This is a genomic window from Variovorax sp. ISS6, from assembly GCF_056523145.1.
Map to the genome: position 1 here is coordinate 5,382,035 of NZ_JAWRZC010000001.1, position 26,525 is coordinate 5,408,559.

Sequence of the window (26,525 nt, forward strand, 5' to 3'; positions counted from 1 at the left end):
CTCAGTTTCCTTTGCGCCATGCCGGCGCGCGCGCCAGCTTCTCGCCGGCATCGAACACATAGGCCCGCGCCGCGCTGAAGTACAGCGTGATCGAGGCCCCCAGCTCGAAGCGGTGCACGCCGGTGAGCTGCGCCACCAGTTCGCCGACCGCGGTCTCCACGTGCACGAAGGTGTCGGAGCCCGAGATCTCGGCCAGCTCCACGGTGCCGGGCAGCGCGATGTCGCCCTCGCCCGCTTCCACGTCGAGCGCGCTCGCGCGCAGCCCGATGGTGACCGCGCCCGCCACCGACTCGGGCAGCGCGAGCGCCAGCGCCGGCCCGCCGGCCAGTTGCACGCTGCCCGCGGCGGCGGTGCCGGCCAGCAGGTTCATCGGCGGATCGCTGAAGGCGCGCGCCACGCGCAGCGACCGCGGCGCATGGAACACCTCGGCGGTCGGGCCGTACTGCAGCAGCTCGCCGGCATCCATCACCGCGGTGTGGCCGCCGAGCAGCAGCGCCTCGCCGGGCTCGGTGGTGGCGTAGATCACGGTCGAGTCGCCGGCCGCGAACAGTTGCGTGAGTTCCTCGCGCAGGCCTTCGCGCAGCTTGTAGTCGAGGTTCACCAGCGGCTCGTCGAGCAGCATCAGCGGCGCGTTCTTGGCCAGCGCGCGCGCCAGCGCCACGCGCTGCTGCTGGCCGCCCGAGAGCTCCTGCGGATAGCGGTCGAGGAACATGCCGATATGCAGCTTGTCGGCCAGCGCGCGCACGCGGGCGTCGATGTTCGATTCGCCGCGCAGCTTGAGCGGCGAGGCGATGTTGTCGGCCACCTTCAGCGAGGGATAGTTGATGAACTGCTGATAGACCATCGCCACGTTGCGTTCGCGCACCGGCATGCCGGTGACGTCCTGGCCGTCGACCAGCACGCGGCCCTCGGTGGGCGTGTCGAGGCCGGCCATCAGCCGCATCAGGCTGGTCTTGCCGGCCTGCGTGGCGCCGAGCAGCACGGTCACCGCGCCGCTCTTGGGCGCGATGCTCTGCTCGTAGAGCCAGGTTTGCGCGCCGACCTTCTTGGTCACGCGCTCCAGTGACAGCTGCATCAGCCTTCCCTCCCTTGCATGTCCACCCTTCCGCGATGCGCATCCAGCCAGTCGGCCACCTGACGGCGCTGCTGCGGCGTGTAGCGCAGCCCGAGCTTGGAGCGGCGCCACAGCACGTCGTCGGCGCTCACCACCCATTCGTCGCGCTGCAGGAAGCGCAGCTCGCGCTCGTGCAGGCCGGGCGCCACCTCGGCGCCGAGGTCGGCCATCGATGCGGCATCGCCGAGCAGCTCGCCGATGCGCGCGCCGTAGGCACGCGCGAGGCGCCGCGCGAGCTTCGCGTCGAGCCAGCCGTGGCGCTGCTGCACGGCGGCCAGGAAGCGCTCGAAGTCGCCGTCGGGCCGCTGCGCCGCGCCGATCCAGGCCGACAGGTCGCCGCCCGCGAGGAAGGCGCCCTCGGTCCAGGCCGGGCGCTGGCTGTTCGGCTGGCCCAGCATGCGGCCGACCTCGTCGGCGGCGTCCTCGGCCAGCTTGCGGAAGGTGGTGATCTTGCCGCCCCACACCGACAGCAGCGGCGCGGCGGCGGTGTTCGACTCGAGCATGTAGTCGCGCGTGACCGCCGACGGATCGCCCGAGGCATCGTCGAGCAGCGGGCGCACGCCCGAGTAGGTCCACACCACGTCGCTCGGCGCGATCGGCTTCTCGAAATAGCGGCTGGCCTGGGTGCAGAGGTACTCGACCTCCTCGTCGGCGATGCGCGCCGCGCCCGGGTCGTCGCCATGCAGCTCGATGTCGGTGGTGCCGATCAGCGTGAAGTCGTCCTGGTAGGGGATCGCGAAGATGATCCGCTTGTCGGGGTTCTGGAAGATGTAGGCGTGGTCGTGCGCGAACACGCGCGGCACCACGATGTGGCTGCCCTTCACGAGGCGCAGGCTCTTGGTGGCCAGCGCCTCGCCGTGGGCGGGCTTCGCCACGCCGCGCAGGAAGGATTCGGCCCAGGGCCCGGCGGCGTTCACGACCGCGCGGGCGCGCACCGTGCGGTGCGTGCCGTCGGGGCCCTCGAGCACCGCGGTCCAGCCGTCGGCCTCGCGCCGCGCATGCACGCAGCGGGTGCGCGTGAGCACCTCGGCGCCGCGCGCGCGCGCATCGAGCGCATTGAGCACCACCAGCCGCGCGTCGTCGACCCAGCCGTCCGAATAGACGAAGCCGCGCTTGAACTGTGGCTTGAGCGGCGCGCCCGCGGCATGGGTGCGCAGGTCCACGCCGCGCGAGGCCGGCAGCACCTCGCGTTTGGCGAGGTGGTCGTAGAGGAACAGGCCGATGCGGATCATCCAGGCCGGGCGCATCGAGGGGTCGTGCGGCATCACGAAGCGCAGCGGCCACATGATGTGCGGCGCGCTCTTGAGCAGCACCTCGCGCTCCTGCAGCGCCTTGCGCACCAGCGAGAACTCGTAGTACTCGAGGTAGCGCAGCCCGCCGTGGATCAGCTTGGTCGACGACGAGGAGGTGTGGGAGGCGAGGTCGTCCTTCTCGCACAGCACCACGCGCCAGCCGCGGCCCGCGAGATCGCGCGCGATGCCGCAGCCGTTGATGCCGCCGCCGACGATCAGCACATCGCAGTCGGTGGCCGGTGCCGGCGGATTCTGGGAGAGATCGCTCACTGGAATACCACCCGTCCTTTCGCCCGTCTTTTGTTGTTGCGATGCATGACCGAAGTCATCGAAGGCGGCCATTGTATTTTCGGTTTTTTTCACTTGAGTTCCTTATGGCGCGATTTTCCCCCGAGTTTTCCCTGATGAATGTTCGTTTTTTTTCGTTCTATAAAGTGACGCATCGGGCGCTCCGGCAACGGCCCCGGCGCGTTTTTTTGCGTACTCTCGGCTTACTTCCATTCGTTTTCGCCCCCACTCAGTGAATTCCAACCCCCGCCAGATCAATCTCCTCGACACCGTGCGCGCCCGCGGTTCGGTCACGGTCGAGCAGCTCGCCGACATGCTCGGCGTGACCCTGCAGACGGTGCGGCGCGACGTGCAGCGGCTGGCCGACGAAGGCCTGCTGACCCGCTTCCATGGCGGCGTGCGCGTGCCGAGCTCGACCACCGAGAACATCGGCTACCAGCAGCGCGAGACGCTGCATGCCGACGGCAAGGCGCGCATCGCGCGGCGCGTGGCCGAACTGGTGCCGAACGACTGTTCGCTGATCCTCAACATCGGCACCACCACCGAGGCGATCGCGAAGGCGCTGATGCGCCACACCGGCCTGCGCGTGATCACCAACAACCTGAACGTGGCGACCATCCTGAGCGGCAACAGCCAGTGCGAGGTGATCGTGGCGGGCGGTTCGGTGCGCGCGCGCGACCGCGCGGTCGTGGGCGAGGCCACGATCGATTTCATCCGGCAGTTCAAGGTCGACATCGCGCTGATCGGCGTGTCGAGCATCGAGTCCGACGGCTCGCTGCGCGACTTCGACCTGCGCGAGGTGAAGGTGGCGCAGACCATCATCGCGCAGGCGCGCGAGGTCTGGCTCGCGGCCGACGCGAGCAAGTTCAACCGCCCCGCCATGATCCAGCTCGGAACCCTGTCCCAGATCGACCGCCTCTTCACCGATGCGGAACCGCCCGATCCCTTCCCGACGCTGCTGCGCGACGCGCAGGTGCGGCTCGAGATCGCCCGGCCCCATCAGACCCCGAAGGAATGACTCCCGCATGACGACCACCTACCTGCTGGCCCTCGACCAGGGCACTTCCAGCTCGCGCAGCATCGTGTTCGACCGCGGCGGCCACGTGGTGGCCATCGCGCAGAAGGAGCTCACGCAGATCTACCCGCAGCCGGGCTGGGTCGAGCACGACCCGCTCGAGATCTGGGACAGCCAGCTCGCGACCGCGCGCGAGGTCATCGCCAAGGCGAAGCTGCGGCCCGAGGACATCCACGCGATAGGCATCACCAACCAGCGCGAGACCACCGTGCTGTGGCACCGCGAGACGGGCAAGCCGGTGCACCACGCGATCGTGTGGCAGGACCGGCGCGCCGAGCCGCTGTGCGCGCGGCTGCGCGAGGAGGGCCTGGCCGACACCATCCGCGAGAAGACCGGCCTCGTGATCGATGCCTACTTCTCGGGCACCAAGCTGCGCTGGCTGCTCGACAACGTGCCCGGCGCGCGCGAACAGGCCGAGCGCGGCGAGCTGGCCTTCGGCACCGTCGACAGCTGGCTGATGTGGCAGCTCACGGGCGGGCGCAAGCACGTGACCGACGTGAGCAATGCCTCGCGCACCATGCTGTTCAACGTGCATCGCAACGAATGGGATGCCGAGCTGCTGGCGGCGCTGCGCATCCCCGCCGCGCTGATGCCGGCGGTGCAGCCCTCGGCCTCGCACTTCGTCGACACCGACGCCGCGCTGCTGGGCCGCTCGCTGCCGGTGGGCGGCGTGGCCGGCGACCAGCAGAGCGCCCTCTTCGGCCAGGCCTGCTTCGAGGCCGGCATGGCCAAGAACACCTACGGCACCGGCTGCTTCCTGCTGATGCACACGGGCGAGGCCTTCCAGCCCTCGAGCAACGGCCTGCTCGTGACCAGCGCGGCGCAGACAAGCACGCAACCGCAGTACGCGATGGAAGGCAGCGTGTTCGTGGGCGGCGCCGTGGTGCAGTGGCTGCGCGACGGCCTCAAGGCGATCAAGGGCAGCGCCGAGGTGCAGTCGCTGGCCGAGAGCGTGCCCGACGCGGGCGGCGTGATGATGGTGCCGGCCTTCACCGGCCTGGGCGCGCCCTACTGGAACGCCGACGCGCGCGGCACCATCACCGGCCTCACGCGCGGCACCACCGTGGCCCACATCGCGCGCGCCGCGCTCGAGAGCATCGCCTACCAGAGCGCCGCGCTGCTGCAGGCCATGAGCCGCGACGCGGTGGCCGCGGGCGGCAAGCCGGTGGCCGAGCTGCGCGTCGACGGCGGCGCCAGCGTGAACGACCTGCTGATGCAGTTCCAGGCCGACCTGCTGGGCATCCCGGTGGTGCGGCCCGAGGTGGTCGAGACCACCGCGCTGGGCGCGGCCTACCTCGCGGGGCTGTCGAGCGGCGTCTACGGCGACGTCGGCCAGCTCTCGAAACAGTGGAAGGTGGAGCGCCGCTTCATGCCCACGATGGGCCGCGCGCAGGCCGAGGAATCGATGGCGCGCTGGGAGCGCGCGGTGCGCCAGGCCACGCAGGCCTGAGCGCCTGGCCCGGGCCTACCAGCCCCAGGTGAGGCTGGTCGCCACCCAGCCCACCGCGCCGCCCTCGTGGCGCACCTTGGTCCACTTGCCGCGCTTCTCGAGCGTGCGCAGCACGTCGCCGTAGCCGGCCTTCTTCACGATCGGACCGCGCGCGCCCGGCGCGCGCCGCAGGTTCGCCACCTGCGCCTTCACCACGCGGTGCGGCACCTTGTTCGTCATCGAGCGGTAGACCCAGGCGCGGTCGCCCTCGAAGTCGCGCACCTGCAGCCAGTCGCCCTTGCGCTGGAGCACCTGGAACGGATAGCCGCGCGTCACGGTCCAGTGCGCGGGGTTGCCCACGCCGGGGCCGCTGCGCAGGTTGAGCGTCCTGACCGCGGAACTGACCATCTCGCGCGCCCAGGCGGCCGGGGCCGAGACGAGCAGCAGGGTCATGACGAGCAGGAGTGCGGGCAGTCGGCTGAATCCGTTCATGGAGGAGGGTTTCCTTTCTCGAGAAGCAAGGGTTTTCCAGAGGGCCGGCGAGGCCGGCGCGAGCCCTTCTGGGCCGCATGCGCCGCAGAAGTTCCGCGGCCGATCGATGGCTGATCGATACTTGCGCGATGTCCCCGTCTCCCAGGAATCATCGAAACAGCCGCGCGCGGACGCTGTCGCGCGCCATCCCATGGGCCGCCACCGCCGCGCTGCTCGCCCTCGGCCTGCTCGTGTCGGGCTGCACCGACGGCTATCCGAGCGAAGACGCGCCCAACGTGCGGCACATGACGGACGACCAGCACCTGCGCGCCCTCAACCACTACCTCGCGCTCGGCGCGACCGCGAGCGGCACCGTGCACCGCAAGCTCGTGAGCCAGGACGACTGCCACGTGGTGCTCAAGAAGCGCCGCGAGGCCGGCCAGACCCAGCGCATCGTGATCCCGCTGCTCGAGTCGAGCGTGGAGATCGCCACCCAGCCCGGCGGCAGCGGCCTGCGCGTGAAGCTCGCGCAGCACCTGGAAGACGGCGAGCGGGAGGTCCGGCTCAAGCTCGACCTGGACCGCTGGATCGACGCGGTCGCATGGCGCTCGCACTTCCAGCAGCTGCAGATGAACTGCCGCGAGATCAGCGAAGGCGCCGACGCCGCGTAGCGCCCCCCGTGCGCCGGCGAAGCCCTCCCTCGCGACGGGGGCACTGCGCGGAACACCCGTGCACGGCGGCAGAATCGCGCCCGCGATCCACCCCTCCGCCCGCTCCGCTTGACCCAGCCGCCCGCCCAAGCCCCCGACCTGCTCCAGGCGCCGGCCATTCCCTCCCCCGACACCGCGCGCAGCAACGGCCTGCTCGCCTGCGGCGTGGTGGCCGCCACCCTGCTCGCCGTGATCGTGCTCGGCCACGACGGGCGCCGCATCGCGCAGCTCGCGGTGCTGGCGCTGCCGATGGTGCTGTGGCTGGCCTGGCCGGTGCGCAGCGCGCGCGTGCGCCGCTGGCGCACCGTGCTGGCCTGCGCCTGGACCCTGGCCTTCGCCTTCGACGGCGCCTTGCGCGCCTACCTGCTCGACACCTACCAGGCCGCGCCCGACGGCGCCATGGTGCTGAGCGCCGCGGCCAACACCAACGCACGCGAGAGCGGCGAGTACCTGCAGATGCACTGGCGCTCGGCGCTGCTGTGGAGCGGCGCGGCCGCCGCCGCGGCCCTGCTGGTGGCGGCCTTCGCGCGGCGCGGAGCCAGCGCGCCGGCCGGGGCGCGCGCGCGGCCGCCGGGCTGGGCCACGGCACTGCTCGCGCTGCTGCTGCTGGTGGCCTGCGTGGGCTATGCGAGCAAGCCCTGGCGGCGGCTGCATCCGGTGCTCTTCTGGTCGCAGTGGGGCCAGTCGATCCATGCGCTGCGCGGCCTCTGGGCCGACCAGGAGCGGATGCGCGAACGGATGCTCGCGCGCGCCAAGGCCATGGCGCCGGTGATCGAGCACGCCGGTCCGTCGACCGTGGTGCTGGTCATCACCGACAGCATCAACCGCGACAACATGGGGCTCTACGGCTACGGCCGCCCGACCACGCCGCGCCTGCTGGCCCACAAGGCGCAGGCGGGCGCGCACATGGAAGTGCTGCCCAATGCCTGGTCGGTCGATGCCACCACCGTGCCCGCGCTGCGCAACATGTTCCATTTCGGCCTGCCCGAGAGCGAGAACCCGCCGCACCTGCTCGCGCTCGCGCGCGCGGCCGGCTACAAGGTCTGGTGGATCAGCAACCACGACGACCTCGCGATCGAGCAGCAGCATGCGCGCTACGCCGACGTGGTCGACATGGTCAACCGCACGCCGGGCCGCGCGAGCGCCTCGCTCGACGGCGAGATCCTCGACTGCATGCAGGAGGCGCTGGACGACACCAGCGCCGAGCGCAAGCTGATCGTGGTGCACCTGATGGGCGCCCATCCGCACTACAGCCTGCGCTTTCCGCCCGATGCCAATCCCTTCGACGACAGCGTCGACGCGGTCGAGACCGGGCTGATGAAGAACGGCCGCTCGGCCTGGGTGCGCCACTACCGCCACGAGTACGACGCCGCCCTGCTCTATCACGACTTCGTGGTGTCCGAGCTGCTGCAGCAGACGCGCAGCGCCGGCCCGCCGCAGGAGCCCCGCGCCTGGATGTACCTGTCGGACCATGGGCAGGAAGTGGGCCACGGCAGCGACCGCGCGGGCCACAGCCCCGCGACCGCCTCGGGCTACCGCATCCCGACCGTGATCTGGCGCCGTCCGCAGACGCCGTTCGCGGACCATGCGCCGCAGCAGCCGCAGCAACCGTTTCGCGCGGACTGGGCCGGCTGGACGCTGATGAACCTGCTCGACATCCGCTGGAACGGCCAGCGGCCCGAGCGCGACGTGCTCGGTGCGACCTACCGCTGGGAAGCGCCCACGCTGCCGGTGGCGGTGGAATCGTTCGAGCGCTGAGGTAGCGGCGCGTTCAGGCCGCGCCGTACATCACGTCGGAACGCAGCACGTACTTCGTGCCGGCCTCGATCGCCGCGCCCTCGTGCCAGGTGTCGTGCACGAACAGCAGCGCGGCGCCGGCCTCGGGCTTCACGCGGAACTCGCGGAAATCGGTGTCGCCGCCCGTGAAGCCGTCGTTGAGATAGACCAGCAGCGTGAGCCGGCTCGCGAGGCCGTCCTCGCGCCAGGGGCCGTCCTTGTGCATCTTGAAGCGCTGGCCCGGCAGGTACTTGTAGAAGCGCAGCTCACGCGGCAACCCGAGCGCGGCCTCGCCCTCGAGCACCGGCAGTTCGACTTGGCCCAGGCGCTGCCAGAGCAGCGCCACCCATTCGGGCGCCGCGAGCATCGCGCGCTCGTTGTTGCGGATCGCGGGCATGGCCTTCGGGCCCTCGGCGGTGCGCACGCCGGCCGCCGCGAAGCCCTCGCGCTCGGCCAGCGCGATCAGCGCCTCGCATTCGTCGGCCGACAGGAACTGCCCGACCGAAAACGCGCGCGGCGAATGGACCACGAGGTGCATTCGCCGCTTTCGCTCCGGGAGGTCGCCGTTCAGTGGGCCGGTACCAGGAAGTCCTGGCTGATGCGCACGCCGAGTTCGTTCACGCGGTCGAGGAACTGCGTGAGGTAGGCATGCAGGCCGGTCGCGAGGATCTCGTCGACGCGCGCGTACTGCAGGTCGGCCAGCAGCTTGCCGGCGCGGCGCTGGGTTTCGGCGCTCTGCTCGTTCTGCACCTTCGCGAGGTTGGCCACCACCTCGGCCAGGCTCGCATGCAGCGAGCGCGGCATGTCGGCGCGCAGGATCAGCAGCTCGGCCACGCGCTCGGGCTTGATCACGTCGCGGTAGACCTTGCGGTAGACCTCGAAGGCCGAGACGCTGCGCAGGATCGCGCTCCAGTGATAGAAGTCGTACTCCTGGTCCTCCTCGGTGGCGGCACCGAAGAACTCGCTGTTGAGCGCGTGGAACTTCACGTCGACCAGCCGCGCCGTGTTGTCGGCGCGTTCGAGGAAGGTGCCCAGGCGCGAGAAGTAGAAGGCCTCGTCCTGCAGCATCGTGCCCAGCGTGACGCCGCGCGAGAGGTGCGAGCGGAACTTGACCCATTCGAAGAACTGGCCGGGATCGCGCTCGAAGTCGCCCGCGCGCAGCATGCGGTTGACCTCGAGCCAGGTGGTGTTCTGCGTTTCCCAGGCCTCGGTGGTCAGCGCGCCGCGCACCGCGCGCGCGTTCTCGCGCGCGGCCTTGAGGCAGGAGAGGATCGAGGACGGATTGCTCTCGTCCTTGACCATGAACTCCATCACCTCGTTGGGCGCGATCTGGTCGTACTTCTGGTTGTACGAGGGCAGCAGCTCGCTGATCGAGAGCACGCCCTGCCAGCCGTACTTGGCGACCTCGGCCGACTGCGGCAGCAGCGAGGTCTGGTAGTTGACGTCGAGCATGCGCGCGGTGTTCTCGGCGCGCTCGGTGTAGCGGGACATCCAGTAGAGGTGGTCTGCGGTGCGGGACAGCATGTGGTTCTCCGGGCTTCTTGCACTCAGGCCGACTGGCTCTGCGACTGGGACTGCGTCTTCGGCTTGGCCGTGCGGTCGGCCTCGAGGATCCAGGTGTCCTTGGTGCCGCCGCCCTGCGAGGAATTGACCACCAGCGAGCCTTCCTTGAGCGCCACGCGCGTGAGGCCGCCGGGCACCATCTGCACCTCGCTGCCCGAGAGCACGAAGGGCCGCAGGTCGATGTGGCGCGGCGCGATGCCGGCGTCGACGAAGGTCGGCGAGGTCGACAGGCTCAGCGTGGGCTGGGCGATGTAGCCGTCGGGCTTGGCGATCACGGCCTTCTTGAAGTCCTCGATCTCGGCCTGCGTGGCGGCCGGGCCGATCAGCATGCCGTAGCCGCCGGCGCCGTGCACTTCCTTGACCACGAGGTCCTTCATGTTGTCGAGCGTGTACTGCAGCTCGTCCTTGTTGCGGCACATGTAGGTCGGCACGTTCTTGAGGATCGGCTGCTCGCCGAGGTAGAACTCGATCATCTTCGGCACGTATGGATAGATCGACTTGTCGTCGGCCACGCCGGTGCCCACGGCATTGCAGATCACGACGTTGCCGTCGCGGTAGGCGCGCATCAGGCCCGCGCAGCCCAGCGTGGAGCTCGGGCGGAACACCTCGGGGTCGAGGAAGTCGTCGTCGACGCGGCGGTAGATCACGTCGACGCGCTTCGGCCCGCGCGTGGTGCGCATATAGACGAAGTTGTCCTTGACGAACAGGTCCTGGCCCTCGACCAGCTCGACGCCCATCTGCTGCGCGAGGAAGGCGTGCTCGAAGTAGGCGCTGTTGTACATGCCGGGCGTGAGCACCACCACCGTGGGCTCGGCCGTCGCGGCCGGCGCGCTGGCGCGCAGCGTCTCGAGCAGCAGGTCGGGATAGTGCGCCACGGGCGCGATGCGGTTCTGGTTGAACAGCTCGGGGAACAGCCGCATCATCATCTTGCGGTTCTCGAGCATGTAGCTCACGCCGCTGGGCACGCGCAGGTTGTCCTCGAGCACGTAGTACTCGCCGTTGCCGTGGGCATCGGGGGCACGCACGATGTCGATGCCCGAGATGTTCGAGTAGACGTTGTGCGGCACCGTCACGCCCATCATTTCGGGGCGGAACTGCGCGTTGTTGAGGATCTGCTCGGCCGGGATGATGCCGGCCTTGATGATTTCCTGGTCGTGGTAGACGTCATGCAGGAAGCGGTTGAGCGCCGTGACGCGCTGCACCAGCCCCTTCTCCATGCTGTCCCACTCGTGCGCCGGAATGATCCGGGGCAGCAGGTCGAACGGGATCAGCCGCTCGGTGCCCGAGCCGTCCTCGTCCTTGGCGCCGTACACGGCGAAGGTGATACCGACCCGGCGGAAGATCATTTCCGCCTCTTCGCGCCGCGAACGCATCACCTCGCCGGGTTGCTTCGCGAGCCATTGGTCGTATCGCTTGTAGTGCTGCCGGATCGCGGCTCCCGCATAGGGGAGCTGCTCATACATCTCGTCGAATTTGTGCATGGAACGACCAATCTCCTTGAGCCATAGCTTAGCAAGTTCGAGGCCAGTAGAACCCCTGATGCCAAGCCCGGCCGGGCGACGGTCGGATTTTTATTCGCGCGTTTCGGGAACGGCGGCCGCGTCGGCCGCGCGCTTCTTGCGCGGCGACAGGAAGGCCTTGATGCGCTCGGCGCTCTCGTCGCCATAGAGGCTCGCGACCGAGGATTCGCGCTCGGCATCGAGCTGCTCGCGCCGGCTGCGCCCGCGCGCCGCGTGCACCAGCTGCTTGGTGCGCGCCTGCGCCTCGAAGGGCCCGCGCGCGAGCCGCTGGGCCCACTCGATCGCCACCGCGCAGGCTTCGCCGGACGGCACCACCTTGTTGACCACGCCCCAGCCGTGCAGCCGCTGCGCCGTGCAGGGCTCGCCGTCGAGCAGCAGTTCGAGCGCGGCCTGCGGCGGCAGCGCGCGGGCCAGCGAATCGGTGGCCCCGCCATCGGGCGTCAGGCCCATGCTGACGAAGGAGGTGAAGAACTTCGCGTCCTCGGCCGCCACGACCAGGTCGCAGGCCAGGGCCAGCGAGAAGCCGCCGCCTGCCGCCGCGCCCTCGACCGCGGCGATGACCGGCTGCGGCGCCGCCTCGATCGCGAGGATCCAGTCGTGCAGCGCCGCCAGGTGCTCGTGCTGCTCGGCGGCCGGCAGCCGGCGCTGCCGGGCCAGCCGGCGCAGGTCGCCGCCACCGCTGAAATGCGCGCCCTCGCCGCACAGCACGATGGCGCGCACGGTGCGAAAGCCCGCGGCATCGCGCATGGCCTTGGCCGCGGCGCGGTAGACCGGGGGACTGAGCGCGTTGCGGGCGCCGGGGTTGCTGAGCGTCAGCACCAGCACCGGGCCCTCGCGATGGGTCTTGAGCCGCGCTGTGGAGCCGCCGCCGACGTGGCTGCTGGTGATGGCGGGAACGGCGGCGGTCATGGCGCGATGCCCGCGAGCGGGCGCGGGAAGAAGGCCTGGCGGTGATGCGATGTCATGGGTCCCCTGCGTCGTTGGTTTTCGCTACAACGCATGGGACGCCGCCGCGCCCGACCTGGCAAGGGTTCGCCCGGCGGGTTTTTAACAACTAGTTCACAGTTTCAACCTCAGTGACCGGCCGGTGCTGCCAATAGCGCGGCGCGCGTTCGCGCTCGCAGCCCACCTCGATCGGGCGGGCGCTGCTCCAGTGCGCGGCACCGCAGCGCACGTTCTCGACCAGGCGCACGCCGCGCTCGGCATGGCGCGCCGTCACCTCGGGCACGGGATGGCCGAATCGGTTGCGGTAGCCGGCCTGGACCAGGCCGATGCGCGGGCGCACCGCATCGAGGAAGGCGGCACTCGACGAGGTCCTGCTGCCGTGGTGCGGCACCAGCAGCACGTCGGCGCGCAGCCGCTCGGGCACGCGCTCGAGCAGCGCGGCCTCCTGCAGCCGCTCGATGTCGCCGGCCAGCAGCGCGGTCGCGCGGCCGTTGCCGATGCGCAGCACGCACGAGATGGCATTGGGCCGCGTGAGGAACAGGTAGTCGCCGGAGCGCGGGTGCAGCAGCTCGAAGTCCACGCCGTCCCAGGTCCAGCGCTGGCCCGCCTCGCAGCGCCGCGCGCGGCGTTGCGACTGCAGCGGGTGTTCGGCCTCGATCGAACTCAGCAGTTCGGCGCGCGGATGCATCGCGAGCACGGCGCTCGCGCCGCCGGTGTGGTCGCTGTCGCGGTGGCTCAGCACCAGCAGGTCGAGCCGCTCGCCCAGGGCGCGCAGCAGCGGCACCAGCACGCGCTGGCCGGCATCGCTCTCGAGGCTGTAGCGCGGGCCGCTGTCGTAGAGCAGGCTGTGGTTCGCGGTGCGCACCAGCACCGCATTGCCCTGGCCGACGTCGGCCGCGAGCAGTTCGAACTCGCCGAGGGCGGGACGCGCCGGCTGCCACAGCAGCACCGGCAGCAGCAATGGCAGGCCGAGCGCGCGCAGCGACCATGGCAGCCGCATCGCGGCGAGCACGCCGCCCGCCACGCCGCAGGCCGCCAGCCACGCCGGCGGCGCAGCCATCGAGATGCTGGCGAACGGCAACGCCGCGAGCCACGACAGCAGCAATCCCAACACCTGCACCGCGCGCGCCGCGAGGTCCCACAGCGGCGCGGCGACGGTGCCGAGCATCGCGAGCGGCGTGATCACCAGCGTGACCCAGGGAATCGCGACCAGGTTGGCCACCAGTCCGACCAGCGACACCTGCTGGAACAGCAGCAGGCTCAAGGGCGTGAGCGCCAGCGTGATCGTCCATTGCTCGCGCAGCAGCCGCCACAGCCGCGCGCGCAGGCCCGGGCGGGTGTCGCCAGGCAGCCCCGCATCGGTGGCGAACAGCACGCCCACCGCCACGAAGCTGAGCCAGAAGCCGGCCTGCGTCAGGGCCCAGGGATCGAGCGCGACCACCACCGCCGCGGTCAGCAGCCAGCCGTGCGGCCAGGGCCAGCGCCGCCCGGTGAGGCGCAGCAGCGCCACGGTCGCGAGCATCCAGACCGTGCGCTGCGCAGGCACGCCCCAGCCGCTGAACAGCGCATAGAGCGTGGCCAGCAGCACGCCGCCCACGAGTGCCGCGCGCTGCGCCGGCAGGCGCAGCATCAGCCTCGGGCCGCGGCGCCAGAGCGCGCCGACGACATGCGCGGCGAGCCACGCGAACAAGGTCACGTGCAGGCCCGAGATCGACATCAGGTGGGCCACGCCGGTGGCACGGAAGACGTCCCAGCCCTCGCGGTCGATCGCGCCCTGGTCGCCCGTGACCAGCGCGGCGATCACGCCCGCGGCAAAGCGCTCGGGCACGCGCGCGAAGATGGCATCGCGCACCGCCTCGCGCGCGCGTTCGACCGGATGCCGCCCCGTGAGGCGCAGCCGCGCGGGCGCCTCGTCGCGCGCGCCGAGGCGCACATGGCCGCTGGCGCGCAGGCCCTGCTCCCACATCCACAGCTCGCTGTCGAAGCCATGCGGGTTGCGATGGCCGTGCGGCGCCTTGAGGCGCACGGTCAGGCGCCAGCGCTCGCCCGCATGCACCGGGCTCTCGGGCAGGAGGTCCGGTGCCGAGGCATCGGCCGCGCCGTTCCAGAGGCTGCTGCCCTCGGCATACCAGCCGAGCGCGATGCGGTCGGGCACCGCGGGCGATCCGGCCACGGCAGGGTCGGCCCAGCGCGCGGACTCGACAGTGAAGCGAAAACGCGTGCCGGCATCGCCGCGCTGCGGCATCTGCGACACCACGCCCACGAGCTGCAGGTCGCGCCCCTCGAGCGCGGGATCGAGCGCGCCGGCTGCATAGACCGTGGCCCGTGCGCCCGCGAGCCCCGCGCCGATCGCCGCACCGGCCAGCGCGGCGCAGACCCAGGCGGTGCGCGCATGCCGCGGCAGGCGCCAGGCCGACCAGAGACCCGCGATGCCGGCGAGCAGTCCGCCCGCGTAGACCATGCCGTCCCACAGCACCGGCTGGCGCAGCTGCAGCGCCACGCCCGCGAGCGCTGCCGCGAGCGCGACGAAGGCGCAGCGCGCGCGCGCGACGGCATCGGATGCGTCTCGCACACCCTTGGCGACCATGATGCAAACCCTCCCCCAACGACGCTCCGTGGCGCGCTAATTGCTTTGTCTTCTGGGCTAGTATGCGTCTCACCAGAGACATCTTTTCGATGCAATCTGCCAGTACTGCACACAAAAACGCATGTCCATCCACGCCGCGCTCCACCACGTCACCCACTACAAATACGACCGCCTGGTGCAACTCGGCCCGCAGGTCGTCCGGCTGCGTCCGGCGCCGCATTGCCGCAGCAACGTCATCTCGTACTCGCTGCGCGTCGAGCCGGCCGAGCACTTCGTCAACTGGATGCAGGACCCGTTCGCCAACTACCAGGCGCGGCTCGTGTTCCCCGAGAAGACGCGCGAGTTCAAGGTCACGGTCGACCTCGTGGTCGAGATGGCGGTCTACAACCCCTTCGACTTCTTTCTCGAGCCGCAGGCCGAGAACTTCCCGTTCAAGTACACGCCCTCGCAGGCCGAGGAGCTCGCGCCCTATCTGGTCACCGAGGAGCCCACGCCGCTGCTCGCGGCCTACCTCGACAAGATCGACCGCAAGGAACAGCGCACCATCGACTTCCTGGTCGGCATCAACCAGCAGGTGCAGCAGGACGTCAACTACCTGATCCGCATGGAGCCCGGCGTGCAGACGCCGGAAGAAACGCTCGCCAACGGCAGCGGCTCCTGCCGCGACTCGGGCTGGCTGCTGGTGCAGCTGCTGCGCCACTGCGGCCTGGCCGCGCGCTTCGTCTCGGGCTACCTGATCCAGCTCACGCCCGACGTGAAGGCGCTCGACGGCCCGAGCGGCACCACGGTCGACTTCACCGACCTGCATGCCTGGTGCGAGGTGTTCCTGCCGGGCGCCGGATGGATCGGCCTCGATGCCACCTCCGGCCTGCTGGCCGGCGAGGGCCACATCCCGCTGGCCTGCACGCCCACGCCCTCGAGCGCCGCGCCCATCGAGGGCGGTGTCGACGAGTCGAAGGTCGAGTTCGGCCATGACATGAAGGTCACGCGCATCTACGAATCGCCGCGCGTGACCAAGCCCTACACCGAGGAGCAATGGACCGAGGTGCTGGCGCTGGGCGAGGCGGTCGACAAGCGGCTGCAGGCCGGCGACGTGCGCCTCACGATGGGCGGCGAGCCCACCTACGTGGCCACCAGCGACCGCGACGCGCCCGAGTGGAACACCGACGCGCTCGGCCCCACCAAGCGCGGCTATGCCACCGAGCTGGTCCACCGGCTGCGCGCCGAGTACGGCCAGGGCGGCTTCCTGCACTTCGGCCAGGGCAAGTGGTACCCGGGCGAGCAGCTGCCGCGCTGGGCGCTGTCGATCTTCTGGCGCGCCGACGGCCAGACGCTGTGGCACGACCCCGAGCTGTTCGCCGACGAACGCTTCCCGACCCACTACACCAGCGAGGACGCGCGCCGCTTCACCAGCCTGCTGGCGCGCAAGCTCGGCCTGACCGACCGCTATGTGCAGCCGGGCTTCGAGGACATCTACTACTACCTGTGGCGCGAACGCCGCCTGCCGGTCAACGTCGACCCCTTCGACTCCAAGCTCGACGACGAACTCGAACGCGTGCGCCTGCGCCGCGTGTTCACGCAGAAGCTCGACGCGGTGATCGGCTACATGCTGCCGATCGAGCCCGGCAACGCGAACCGCGACGCGCCCGCGCTCGAGGGCCCGGCCTGGAAGACCGGCCCCTGGTTCCTGCGCGACGACCGGCTCTACCTGATCCCCGGCGATTCGCCGATGGGCTACCGCCTGCCGCTCGACTCGCAGCCCTGGGCCAGCAAGGGCGACTACCCCTACCTGATCGAGCGCGACCCGACCGCGGCGCGCGACGCGCTGCCGAGCGCGGCCGACTACCGCGCGCGCTACACCGTGGGCGCGACCGGCGGTACCGGTGCCGACCTCGGCGCCGTGCCCTATGCCTTCGGCACGCCCGCGGCCGTGCCCGCGGCGCTGCGCATGCAGGGGCCGGGTACCGGCATCGGCGAAGGCACTGGCGACGGCAGCGCGGCCGATGCCGACGCCGCCCTCGACAGCGCCGCCACGCGCCAGCCGCTGCGCGGCGAATCGGCCCACTGGGTCACGCGCACCGCGCTGTGCGTCGAGGTGCGCGACCCGCGCCGCGCCAACGGCCCGGCGGCCGAGAAGAAGGGCAGCGCCTCGGGCGTGCTCTACGTCTTCATGCCGCCGCTGGCGCGCCTCGAGGACTACCTCGACCTGGTCGCCGCCGTGGAAGCCACCGCGCGCGAGCTCGGCGTGCGCATCGTGATGGAAGGCTATCCGCCGCCGCGCGATCCGCGCCTGAAGATGCTGCAGGTCACGCCCGACCCCGGCGTGATCGAGGTCAACATCCATCCGGCCCACAACTGGAAGGAACTGGTCGACCACACCGAATTCCTCTACCAGGCCGCGTTCGAGACCCGGCTGTCGGCCGAGAAGTTCATGACCGACGGCCGCCACACCGGCACCGGCGGCGGCAACCACTTCGTGATGGGCGGCGCCACGCCGGCCGACAGCCCCTTCCTGCGCCGGCCCGAGCTGCTGGCCAGCCTGCTGCTGTACTGGCACAACCATCCCTCGCTGAGCTACCTGTTCTCGGGCATGTTCATCGGCCCGACCAGCCAGGCGCCGCGCGTGGACGAAGCGCGCAACGACCAAGTCTACGAGCTCGAGATCGCGCTCAGGGAGATCGCGAAGAACCGCGAGCTGTACGGCCAGCACATGCCGGCCTGGCTGGTCGACCGCACGCTGCGCAACATCCTGATCGACGTCTCGGGCAACACGCACCGCAGCGAGTTCTGCATCGACAAGCTCTACTCGCCCGACTCCAGCACGGGGCGCCTCGGCCTGCTCGAGCTGCGTGCCTTCGAGATGCCGCCGCATGCGCGCATGAGCATCGCGCAGCAGCTGCTGATCCGCGCGCTGGTGGCGCGCTTCTGGGACGAGCCCTACAAGGCGCCCGTCACGCGCTGGGGCACCGAGCTGCACGACCGCTTCCTGCTGCCGACCTTCGTCAAGATGGATTTCGACGACGTCATCAGCGAGATGCGCCAGGCCGGCTTCGCCTTCGATCCCGACTGGTTCGCGCCGCACTTCGAGTTCCGCTTCCCGCTCGTGGGCCAGGTGCAGGCGATGGGCGTCGAGCTCTCGCTGCGCAACGCGCTCGAGCCCTGGCACGTGATGGGCGAGGAAGGCTCGGCCGGCGGCACGGTGCGCTACGTCGACTCCTCGCTCGAGCGCATCGAGGTGCGCGTGACCGGCCTCAACGAGAGCCGCCACGTGGTCACCGTCAACGGCCGCGTGCTGCCGCTGCAGCCCACGGGCGTGGCCGGCGAGTTCGTCGCCGGCGTGCGCTACAAGGCCTGGAACCCGCCCTCGGCGCTGCATCCGAGCATCAAGGCCCATGCGCCGCTGACGGTCGACCTGGTCGACACCTGGATGAAGCGCTCGCTCGGCGGCTGCCAGTACTTCGTGGCCCATCCGGGCGGCCGCAACTACGAGACCTTCCCGGTCAATGCCTACGAGGCCGAGAGCCGGCGCCTGTCGCGCTTCACGCGCACCGGCCACACGCCGGGGCTGATGCGCACGCCGGCCGCCACCATCGAGGTGCCCGGCAGCCGCGAATTCCCGTTCACGCTCGACCTGCGGCGCTGAGCGGCGTCCACGGCCCGTCCCTCGGCAAACGGGGCGCGGGCCGGGCCGCCGGGTGTGTCGTCCCGCCCACACGGATGGCTGCAGCGGGCATTTCGCACGCCATCGCCGGCGGGCCCGGTGACAGCGATGTGACAATCCCAACCCTGTGGAACCCCTCAACGAATCCCTGTTCGACGCCCAGGCGCTGGATTTTCCGGCCGTCCTGGCGTCGGCGCTCGCCCCGCCCGCCCTGCCCGGCCACTTCGACGAGCTGCGCGGCATCGCGACGCCCGAGGCGCCCGCACGGCCCGCCGCCGGGCCGGCAGCGCCCACGGGGCCGCACCTGCACGATGCGACCGCGGGCAGCCAAAGCCAATCTCAGGCGCAGGGCGGCCAGACCCAGACCCAGGCGCCATCCACGGCCCAGCGCGCGCCCTCCGCCGACACCGCCGCGCCGGCCCCCGCCGCCGGCGACAAGCCCCCGCTGCTGCCGCCCTGGCATGCCTTCTTCGAGCAGCTCGGCTCCGACGGCTTCGGCGACCTGCCGCGGCGCGCGGTCAGCCTGGAGCGCCAGATCCGCGACAACGGCGTCACCTACAACGTCTACGCCGACGCCACTCACGGCCCGCAGCGGCCCTGGTCGCTCGACCTGTTCCCGCTGATCGTCTCGCCCGAGAGCTGGGCGCAGATCGAGACCGGCGTGCTGCAGCGCGTGCGCGTGCTCGACCGCGTGATGGCCGACGTCTACGGCCCGCAGCGCCTCCTGGCCGAAGGCCTGCTGCCGCCCGCGCTGGTGCGCGGCCATCCGGGCTACCTGCGCGCGCTGCACGGCGTGAAGCCGCCGGGCGACACCTGGCTGCACATCGCGGCCTTCGACCTCGCGCGCGGCCCCGACGGCAACTGGTGGGTGGTGTCGCAGCGCACCCAGGCGCCCTCGGGCCTGGGCTACCTGCTCGAGAACCGGCTCGCGATCACGCGCCAGTTCCCGCAGGCCTTCGAGGCGCTGCACGTACAGCGGCTGGCCGCCACCTACAGCGCCATGATGGACGGCCTGCAGCGCATGTGCCCGGCCGGCGTGCCGCCGCACATCGCGCTGCTCACGCCCGGTCCCTACAACGAGACCTACTTCGAGCACGCCTATCTCGCGCGCTACCTCGGCGTCACGCTGGTCGAGGGCAACGACCTCACGGTGCGCGACCAGCGCCTGTACCTCAAGACGCTGCAGGGCCTGCGCCCCGTGCACGGGCTCATCAAGCGGCTCGACGACCAGTTCCTCGACCCGCTCGAGCTGCGCCCCGACTCCACGCTCGGCGTGCCGGGCCTGCTGCAGGCGATCCGCGCCGGCAACGTGCTGGTGGCCAACATGCCGGGCTCGGCCTTCCTCGAGTCGCCGGCGCTGCTGGGCTTCCTGCCCGGCCTGGCGCGCCACCTGCTCGACGAGAAGCTGCTGCTGCCCGCGCTGCCCACCTGGTGGTGCGGCGAGCGCGCGGCGCTCGAGGCGGTGCTGCCGCAGCTCGGCGACTGCTTCATCAAGCCCACCTACCCGGGCATCGACGGGCGCGAGAGCTTCGACGCGGTGCTGGGCCGCCAGCTCGGCCGCCGCGAGCTCGACGAATGGGCCGGGCGCATCGTGCGCGAGGGCGAGGCCCACACGGTGCAAAGCTACCTGCCGCTGTCGCAGATGCCGACCTGGGCCAGCGACCTCGGGCCCGGCCACATCGCGCCGCGCGCGGTGCTGCTGCGCGTGTTCGCGGTCAGCGACGGCGCGCAATCGTGGCGCGTGCTGCCCGGCGGGCTGGCGCGGCTCGCGGGGCCCGATGCGCAGATCGCCTCGATGCAGCGCGGCGGCAGCAGCGCCAACGTCTGGGTGCAGACCCATGGCGAGGTCGACCGCACCACGCTGCTGCAGCCGCAGGCCACGCCGGCCTCGCTGGCGCGGCACCGCGCGCCGGTCACCAGCCGCGCGGCCGAGAACATGTTCTGGCTCGGCCGCTACACCGAGCGCGCCGAGAACGCGGTGCGGCTGGCGCGCCTCACGCTCAACATCCTCGGCGGCGAGGACCAGTCCTCGCGCCCGCTGCTCGAATGGCTGCACCGCATGGCGGTGCGCAATGCGCTGGTGCCGGCCGGCGTGCCGAGCGCGCCTCAGTCGCGCCGCGTGTTCGAGCGCGCGCTGATCGCCGAGCTCGGCGACGTGGCGCAGGGCGGCAGCGTGGGCTACAGCCTGCGCAGCATCCGCCAGGCCGCGGCCGCGGTGCGCGAGCGGCTCTCACCCGACCACTGGAACCAGATCGTGCGCGCCGAGGCCGACTTCCTGCGCCGCGCCGCCGAGCAGGCCGGCGAAGGCAGCTTCGCCACCGGCGCGGCGCTGCGCTCGCTCGAGTCGGCCAGTTCGGCGCTCGCGGCCATGACCGGCGCGCAGACCGACCGCATGACGCGCGACGATGCCTGGCGGCTGCTGTCGATCGGCCGCCACATCGAGCGCCTGAGCTTCCTCGCCAACGCCCTGCTCGCGGGTTTCCAGAACCACGCGGTGCACGAGGTCAGCGGCTTCGAGGCGATGGTCGCGCTGTTCGACAGCACCATCACCTTCCATGCGCGCTACCAGCAGCGCCGCGACGTCGCCACGCTGGTCGACCTGCTGGTGCTCGACGCCGAGAACCCGCGCTCGCTGGCCTGGGTCACGCAGACCCTGCGCGGGCGCATCGCGCGGCTCGCGGGCAGCGCGCCCGGCAAGCTCACGGCGCTGTCGTACGAGCTGCCCGACCCGGCCACCTGGACGCTCGAGCACCTGTGCGACCCCGGCCCCGCCGGCGGCGAGGACGGCCCCTATGCGGCGCTGGCCGCGCTGCTCGCGCACTGCGAGGCCGCCGCCTACCATGTGTCCGATGCCATCGGCATCCGCTACTTCACGCTGACCTCGGAATCGCTGCGCTCCGTGGGCGCCTGAGCCCTCGCTGCGCGCGCCGCGCGACCAGACCACCCCTACAAGCAACGACAGACCAAGGAGGGCTTCCCATGACCACGATCCATCGCCGCTTCGCCCTGGCCGCCGGCCTCGCCGCGGTCCTCGCGCTCGCCGGCTGCGGCAAGCAGGAGACCGCCGCGCCCGCCGCCGCATCGGCCCCGCCCGCACCGTCCGCCGCGCGCGTGCTGGTCGTGGGCACCGATGCCGCCTACACGCCCTTCGAATCGCAGAACGAGAAGGGCGAGATCGTGGGCTTCGACATCGACATCGTGAATGCCGTCGCGAAGAAGGCCGGCATCGAGGTGAAGTTCGTCAACACGCCGTGGGAAGGCATCTTCAACACGCTCGACCAGGGCGACCGCGACTTCCTGGTGTCGGCCATCACCATCACGCCCGAGCGCCGCCAGACCATGGACTTCTCGCAGCCCTACTTCGACGCGCGCCAGCTGATCGCGGTCAGGAGCGACGCGAGCGTGACCCGCTTCGAGGACCTGAAGACGCTCAAGGTCGGCGTGCAGAACGGCACCACGGGCGACGAAGTGGTCGGCAAGCTGCTGGGCAAATCGAGCGCGAACATCAAGCGCTTCGAATCGACGCCGCTCGCGCTCAAGGAGCTCGAGGCCGGCGGCGTGCAGGCGGTGGTGGCCGACAACGGCGTGGTGGCGCACTACCTCGCGAACAACGCGGGCGCGGGCTTCAAGACCGTGAGCGATGCCGGCTTCGCGACCGAGCAGTACGGCCTCGCGGTGAAGAAGGGCAACGCCGAGCTGCTCGCCAGGCTCGACAAGGGCCTGGCCGAGATCAAGGCCGACGGCAGCTACGACAGGATCTACGCCTCGCACTTCGGCGCCGCGTCGAAGTAACCCACGGCGCGCGCCATGCGACTCCACGTCACCCACGAAACCCGCTACGAGTACTCGCCGCCGGTCGAGACCGCGCAGCACCTCGCGCACCTGCGGCCGCTGGTCACGCCCTCGCAGCGCCTGCTGAGCCACCGGCTCGCGATCGAGCCCGCGCCCGCGCAGCGCGTCGAGCAGGCCGACCTCTACGGCAACGTGCGCGCCTTCTTCGCGCTCGACACCACGCACGACAGCCTGGTGGTCACGGCCGAGAGCGTGGTCGAGACCTCGGAGCCCGTGCTCTCGAGCGCGGTGGCGCGCGAGCTGCCGTGGGAGTCGGTGCGCGAGCGCTTCCGCTTCCGCAAGGACGCGCTGTTCGACCCGGCCTCGGAGTTCGTCTTCCCCTCGCCCTACGTGCCGCGCCACGACGACTTCGTCGCCTATGCGCGCGCGAGCTTCGCGCCGGGCCGCCCGGCCTTCGACGTGGCGATGGACCTCACCGAGCGCATCCACCGCGACTTCGACTACGACGCCGACAGCACCGAGATCAACACGCCCGCGGCCGAGGCGCTGGCCCAGCGCAAGGGCGTGTGCCAGGACTTCGCGCACATCATGATCGCGTGCTTCCGCGGGATGGGCCTGCCGGCACGCTACGTCAGCGGCTACCTGCTGACGCAGCCGGCGCCGGGCCAGCCGCGGCTGATCGGCGCCGATGCCTCGCACGCCTGGGTCTCGGTCTACCTGCCCGGCGAAGGCGACGGCCCCGGCAGCGCCGGCGACTGGGCCGACTTCGATCCCACCAATGGCCGCCAGCCCGGCGAGGACTACGTGACGCTGGCGATCGGCCGCGATTACTCCGACGTCTCGCCGATGCGCGGCGTGCTGCACGGCGGCGCACGCCACACGCTGCACGTGGGCGTGACGGTGCAGCCGGTCGACGAGCTCGAGCCGCCGCAAGCCCCCGGCGGCGCAGGGCCTTCGGCCGCGGCGTCGCCTACGATCGCGGCTTCGCCGGTACAAACGCCGGTCGATTCCCCGCAGCCGCCCTCCGCGCGGCCGCCTTCACCACCGTCTCACCAGGAGCCTTCTTCATGAGCGTCTACGACAAGCTTTCCAGCCTCGGCATCACCCTCCCGCCGGTCTCGGTTCCGGCCGCCGCCTACGTGCCTTTCGTGCAGACCGGCAACCTCGTGTTCCTGTCGGGCCACATCGCCAAGAAGGACGGCAAGGTCTGGACCGGCCAGCTCGGCGCCGACGTCAGCACCGAGCAGGGCAAGCAGGCCGCGCGCGCGGTCGCGGTCGACCTGCTGGGCACGCTGCATGCGGCCATGGGCGACCTGAACAAGGTCAAGCGCATCGTCAAGGTGATGAGCCTGGTCAACTCGGTCGGCAGCTTCACCGAGCAGCACCTCGTGACCAACGGCGCGAGCGAACTGTTCGCCGAAGTGTTCGGCCCCGAGAAGGGCGCGCATGCGCGCAGCGCCTTCGGCGTGGCGCAGATCCCGATGGGCGCCTGCGTCGAGATCGAACTGATCGCGGAGATCGGCTGATTCGCCTGCCGCGGTCCCTGTGGCTGGCACTGCCGCTCGCGGCCATCGCGCCGCTGGCGGCCGCGGCCGACGAGATACCGGCGCCGCTGCGCGAGCCGGTCGCGCGCTATGCCTGCCTCAGTTGCCACGGCATGGTGCGCAAGCAGGTAGGCCCGGGCTTCGCGCAGATCGCGGCGCGCTACCGCCACGACCCCGAGGCACCGGCCCGTCTCGCCGACAAGCTGCGCGACGGCAGCGTCGGTGCCTGGGGCCGCGTCATCATGCCGCGCCAGCGCCACATGAGCCTCGACGAATCGCGCCGGCTCGCGCAGTGGGTGCTGTCGCAGCCCTCCCCGCCCTGAATGTCCGCACCACCATGACCGATGCACTGCTGATCTGCGACGCGCTGCCCGAATCCCGCGACGCGGTGAAGTTCGAGGCGCCGGGCCGCGGGCCTGCCTTCGTCGTGCGCTGGCAGGGCCGGGTCCATGGCTACCTCAACCAGTGCGCGCACGTGGGCGGCCCGATCGATTTCGAGGGCCAGGTGCTCGAGCGCTCGGGCCGCTACCTGATGTGCGCGCGGCACGGCGCGATCTACGAGCCCGACACGGGCTTGTGCGTGGGCGGCCCCTGCAAGGGTGCGCGCCTGGTTCCCCTGGCGGTGGAAGAGTCGGCCGACGGCAAGGTCTGGCTGCGCGCGGCCTGAGCCGGAGCGGGCGCCCCGGCATCGAGGATCTAATGCGCGGCCACGCCGCGTTCGCCCCCCGACCCGTCGGCGCCGGCCCAGAAGTTGTCCGGGACGCCGCGCGGCTGCCGCTCCTCGATCTCGACCGTGACGCTGACCGAGATGTCGGCCGCCTGTTCGCGGCGCTTCAGAAAGCTTTCGAACTGGTCGAGGTAGTGATGTTCTTCATTCACGGATCGGGCCTCCATCTGGTTTTCGATACCGGAGGTTTTAATCCGTCGCAGCGTGTCGCCAAAGGTTGCGGATGCCGCCGCCGCGTGCAGGACAAGAGGCCATCGCCGCCGCCGTGCCGCGCTGGCAAGGCCTACGACCTTCCGTAGTTGTCAGGCCGCCTTCGCCGCGCGCGCGCCGGTCAGCGTCGGCATCTCGGTCGCGCTCGAGTTCACGTTCACGCTGCGGTCGAGCCGCAGGTAGCGCGAGGCGAAGCGGCAGGTCACGGTATCGCGGAAGGCCGATTCGACGAAGGTCCAGCTCATCACGAAGGTGCGCTCGTCGAGCCATTCGCCGCTCGCGACCACGCGCATCACCGCGGGCTGGTACTCGTGGTGCAGGCGGTTGCCGGTCATGGTGGTGTCGCCCTCGATCGGCTTCTTCAATCCCACCTGCACCGTGTGCGTGCCGCGTTCGTCCTCGAGCGTGAAGCTGCAGGCCTCGGCGCCGAAGTCCAGGCGCGCGGCCTTGATCCTGTCGGGGTTGTCGGGAAACTCGTAGCGCTGGCCCGACACGGCCGCGGCCACCGGCGACGCGGTCGGCCGCACCGGCGGCAGCAGGCGCAGGCCCGCCATGCGCCGGCGCAGCGCGGCGCTGGCCCGGCCGCCATCGGCGGGCGCGTTCTCGAACGCGGCCGGGAAGTGCTTGTAGAGCAGCCCCGCGTTGAAGCCGGCCTTCGGCGGCAGCGCCGCGTTGATCGCGAGCACCGCGTCGTGCGCGGGAAACACCACCGCGTACTGGCCGAACAGCCCGTCGGCGTTGTAGGCGCCGTTCGGGCCCAGCCACCACTGGTAGCCGTACTTGTCCTTGGTGTGCGGCTGGTGCACCGCGTCGACCCATTCCTTCGTGAGCACCTGCCTGCCGTTCCACAGGCCGTTCTGCGCATGCAGGATGCCGAGCTTGAGCGAATCGACGGTCTTCCAGCTCAGGCCGTTGGCGCCCGGCGAGATGCCCTCGGGCCCGACCTCCCATTCGTAGCCCGTGATGCCCAGCGGATCGAAGAAGCGCGGCTTCAGGTAGTCGGCCACCGGCTGGCCCGTGGTCCTGGTGACGATGGCCGACAGCATGTAGGTGGCGGCGCTGGTGTAGACGAACTGCGTGCCGGGCGGATTCACCACCGGGATCTTGAAGAACTCGGCGATCCAGCTGGTGCGGATCTGCCGCCACACCGAGCCCGAGGTCATGGCGGCGTGGCCGGTGCGCATGGTCAGCAGGTCGCGCACCGTCATCGCCGCGAGGTTCGGGCTCACCACCGGCGGCAGGTGCTCGGGGAAGAAGGACACCACCTTGTCGTCGAGCCCGAAGCGCCCCTCGGCCACCGCCATGCCGACCGCGCAGACGGTCACGCTCTTGGTCAGCGAATGCGTCATGTGGCGCCGCTGCGGGCCGTAGGGCTCCCACCAGCCCTCGGCCAGCACCTGGCCGCGGCGCCACAGCATGAAGCCGTGCAGCTCGAAGGCGCCGCGCTCGGCCTCGTCGAGGAAGGCCAGGATCGCCGACGACGACACGCCCTGCGCCTCGGGCACGCCGCGCGGCAGGCCATCGGCGGGCACGGGCGCGGCCAGCCCGGTGGCGGCCCAGCCGAGGCCGGGCACCGAGGCCATCGCCATGCCGCCGAGCGACAGGCGCAGCGCGCCGCGGCGCGAGAGCGCGGGGAGAGAAGAAGAGGAAGAAAGTGCGGGCATGGCGGTGGTCTCGGATGCTGTCGTTGTTCTTCTTCCGAGTGTGGTCCGCGCAACTGTCATTCGCCTGTCGGCTCCGCCAGGGGAAACCCGTCGGAGGTTCCTACTACACGCGTCGCGCACGCGACAGTGCCACTTTGGTCCGACGGGAAAACGCTAG

General features: G+C 71.0%; 21 protein-coding genes. 11 read left to right on the forward strand and 10 right to left on the reverse strand.

Annotated features, from left to right (window positions below; genetic code table 11):
• Position 1: 1 nt before the first annotated feature.
• Positions 2-1,075, reverse strand: coding sequence for an ABC transporter ATP-binding protein (locus tag AC1HIL_RS24855; protein ID WP_057592254.1), 1,074 nt, complete (start codon positions 1,073-1,075; stop codon positions 2-4).
• The gene (glpD, locus tag AC1HIL_RS24860) at positions 1,075-2,769 is read right to left on the reverse strand and encodes a glycerol-3-phosphate dehydrogenase (RefSeq protein WP_479670274.1); all 1,695 of its coding nucleotides are present in this window, start codon (positions 2,767-2,769) and stop codon (positions 1,075-1,077) included. The genes AC1HIL_RS24855 and glpD overlap by 1 nt, the downstream gene beginning before the upstream one ends.
• Positions 2,770-2,926: 157 nt before the next feature.
• Between glpD and AC1HIL_RS24865 the strand changes: the two genes are divergently transcribed.
• Positions 2,927-3,712 carry a DeoR/GlpR family DNA-binding transcription regulator gene (locus AC1HIL_RS24865; protein WP_057592256.1) on the forward strand — a complete coding sequence of 262 codons (786 nt, stop codon included), beginning with the start codon at positions 2,927-2,929 and terminating at the stop codon, positions 3,710-3,712.
• A 7-nt stretch (positions 3,713-3,719) separates the two neighbouring features.
• On the forward strand, positions 3,720-5,219 hold the full coding sequence (gene glpK, locus AC1HIL_RS24870; RefSeq protein WP_057592257.1) for a glycerol kinase GlpK: 1,500 nt from the start codon (positions 3,720-3,722) through the stop codon (positions 5,217-5,219).
• Positions 5,220-5,234: 15 nt separating this feature from the next.
• Here the strand turns inward: glpK and AC1HIL_RS24875 are convergent, their stop codons facing one another.
• Positions 5,235-5,690, reverse strand: coding sequence for an SH3 domain-containing protein (locus tag AC1HIL_RS24875; protein ID WP_057592258.1), 456 nt, complete (start codon positions 5,688-5,690; stop codon positions 5,235-5,237).
• Positions 5,691-5,818: 128 nt separating this feature from the next.
• Here AC1HIL_RS24875 and AC1HIL_RS24880 point away from each other — a divergent pair, with 128 nt between their 5' ends.
• Together AC1HIL_RS24880 and AC1HIL_RS24885 are read left to right on the forward strand one after the other, a co-directional pair.
• Positions 5,819-6,340, forward strand: coding sequence for a hypothetical protein (locus AC1HIL_RS24880; RefSeq protein ID WP_479670275.1), 522 nt, complete (start codon positions 5,819-5,821; stop codon positions 6,338-6,340).
• 108 nt (positions 6,341-6,448) lie between these two features.
• Complete coding sequence (locus tag AC1HIL_RS24885) at positions 6,449-8,137, forward strand: phosphoethanolamine transferase (protein WP_479670276.1); 1,689 nt, start codon at positions 6,449-6,451, stop codon at positions 8,135-8,137.
• 13 nt (positions 8,138-8,150) lie between these two features.
• Here the strand turns inward: AC1HIL_RS24885 and AC1HIL_RS24890 are convergent, their stop codons facing one another.
• The 5 genes from AC1HIL_RS24890 to AC1HIL_RS24910 form a co-directional block, all read right to left on the reverse strand.
• Positions 8,151-8,693 carry a prolyl hydroxylase family protein gene (locus tag AC1HIL_RS24890; protein ID WP_064262422.1) on the reverse strand — a complete coding sequence of 181 codons (543 nt, stop codon included), beginning with the start codon at positions 8,691-8,693 and terminating at the stop codon, positions 8,151-8,153.
• Positions 8,694-8,722: 29 nt separating this feature from the next.
• The gene (locus tag AC1HIL_RS24895) at positions 8,723-9,679 is read right to left on the reverse strand and encodes an alpha-E domain-containing protein (protein ID WP_057592260.1); all 957 of its coding nucleotides are present in this window, start codon (positions 9,677-9,679) and stop codon (positions 8,723-8,725) included.
• A gap of 23 nt (positions 9,680-9,702) precedes the next feature.
• Positions 9,703-11,199, reverse strand: a complete 1,497-nt coding sequence (locus AC1HIL_RS24900) for a circularly permuted type 2 ATP-grasp protein (protein ID WP_057592261.1) — start codon at positions 11,197-11,199, stop codon at positions 9,703-9,705.
• Positions 11,200-11,289: 90 nt separating this feature from the next.
• Positions 11,290-12,147 carry an oxepin-CoA hydrolase, alternative type gene (locus AC1HIL_RS24905; RefSeq protein WP_261216027.1) on the reverse strand — a complete coding sequence of 286 codons (858 nt, stop codon included), beginning with the start codon at positions 12,145-12,147 and terminating at the stop codon, positions 11,290-11,292.
• Between the two features lie 145 nt (positions 12,148-12,292).
• A complete protein-coding gene (locus AC1HIL_RS24910) occupies positions 12,293-14,770 on the reverse strand; it encodes a DNA internalization-related competence protein ComEC/Rec2 (protein ID WP_479670277.1) in 2,478 nt (825 codons plus the stop codon).
• A 121-nt stretch (positions 14,771-14,891) separates the two neighbouring features.
• Here AC1HIL_RS24910 and AC1HIL_RS24915 point away from each other — a divergent pair, with 121 nt between their 5' ends.
• The 7 genes from AC1HIL_RS24915 to AC1HIL_RS24945 all read left to right on the forward strand — a co-directional run bounded on the left by AC1HIL_RS24915 (position 14,892) and on the right by AC1HIL_RS24945 (position 24,434).
• Positions 14,892-18,413 carry a transglutaminase family protein gene (locus AC1HIL_RS24915; RefSeq protein WP_479670278.1) on the forward strand — a complete coding sequence of 1,174 codons (3,522 nt, stop codon included), beginning with the start codon at positions 14,892-14,894 and terminating at the stop codon, positions 18,411-18,413.
• A gap of 145 nt (positions 18,414-18,558) precedes the next feature.
• Positions 18,559-21,342 carry a circularly permuted type 2 ATP-grasp protein gene (locus tag AC1HIL_RS24920; RefSeq protein WP_479672782.1) on the forward strand — a complete coding sequence of 928 codons (2,784 nt, stop codon included), beginning with the start codon at positions 18,559-18,561 and terminating at the stop codon, positions 21,340-21,342.
• 68 nt (positions 21,343-21,410) lie between these two features.
• A complete protein-coding gene (locus AC1HIL_RS24925; protein ID WP_057595369.1) occupies positions 21,411-22,223 on the forward strand; it encodes a basic amino acid ABC transporter substrate-binding protein in 813 nt (270 codons plus the stop codon).
• Between the two features lie 15 nt (positions 22,224-22,238).
• On the forward strand, positions 22,239-23,294 hold the full coding sequence (locus AC1HIL_RS24930) for a transglutaminase family protein (protein ID WP_413762989.1): 1,056 nt from the start codon (positions 22,239-22,241) through the stop codon (positions 23,292-23,294).
• The gene (locus tag AC1HIL_RS24935) at positions 23,291-23,749 is read left to right on the forward strand and encodes a RidA family protein (protein WP_479670280.1); all 459 of its coding nucleotides are present in this window, start codon (positions 23,291-23,293) and stop codon (positions 23,747-23,749) included. The genes AC1HIL_RS24930 and AC1HIL_RS24935 overlap by 4 nt, the downstream gene beginning before the upstream one ends.
• A gap of 134 nt (positions 23,750-23,883) precedes the next feature.
• Positions 23,884-24,090 carry a c-type cytochrome gene (locus AC1HIL_RS24940; protein ID WP_479672783.1) on the forward strand — a complete coding sequence of 69 codons (207 nt, stop codon included), beginning with the start codon at positions 23,884-23,886 and terminating at the stop codon, positions 24,088-24,090.
• Between the two features lie 14 nt (positions 24,091-24,104).
• On the forward strand, positions 24,105-24,434 hold the full coding sequence (locus tag AC1HIL_RS24945) for a Rieske (2Fe-2S) protein (protein ID WP_057595372.1): 330 nt from the start codon (positions 24,105-24,107) through the stop codon (positions 24,432-24,434).
• Positions 24,435-24,463: 29 nt separating this feature from the next.
• Here AC1HIL_RS24945 and AC1HIL_RS24950 read toward each other — a convergent pair whose 3' ends face one another.
• Positions 24,464-24,646: a hypothetical protein gene (locus AC1HIL_RS24950; RefSeq protein ID WP_057595373.1), complete on the reverse strand. Its 183-nt coding sequence runs from the start codon at positions 24,644-24,646 to the stop codon at positions 24,464-24,466.
• A 150-nt stretch (positions 24,647-24,796) separates the two neighbouring features.
• Entirely contained in the window at positions 24,797-26,368 is a 1,572-nt protein-coding gene (locus AC1HIL_RS24955) for a serine hydrolase domain-containing protein (protein ID WP_479670282.1), read from the reverse strand.
• Positions 26,369-26,525: the final 157 nt, after the last annotated feature.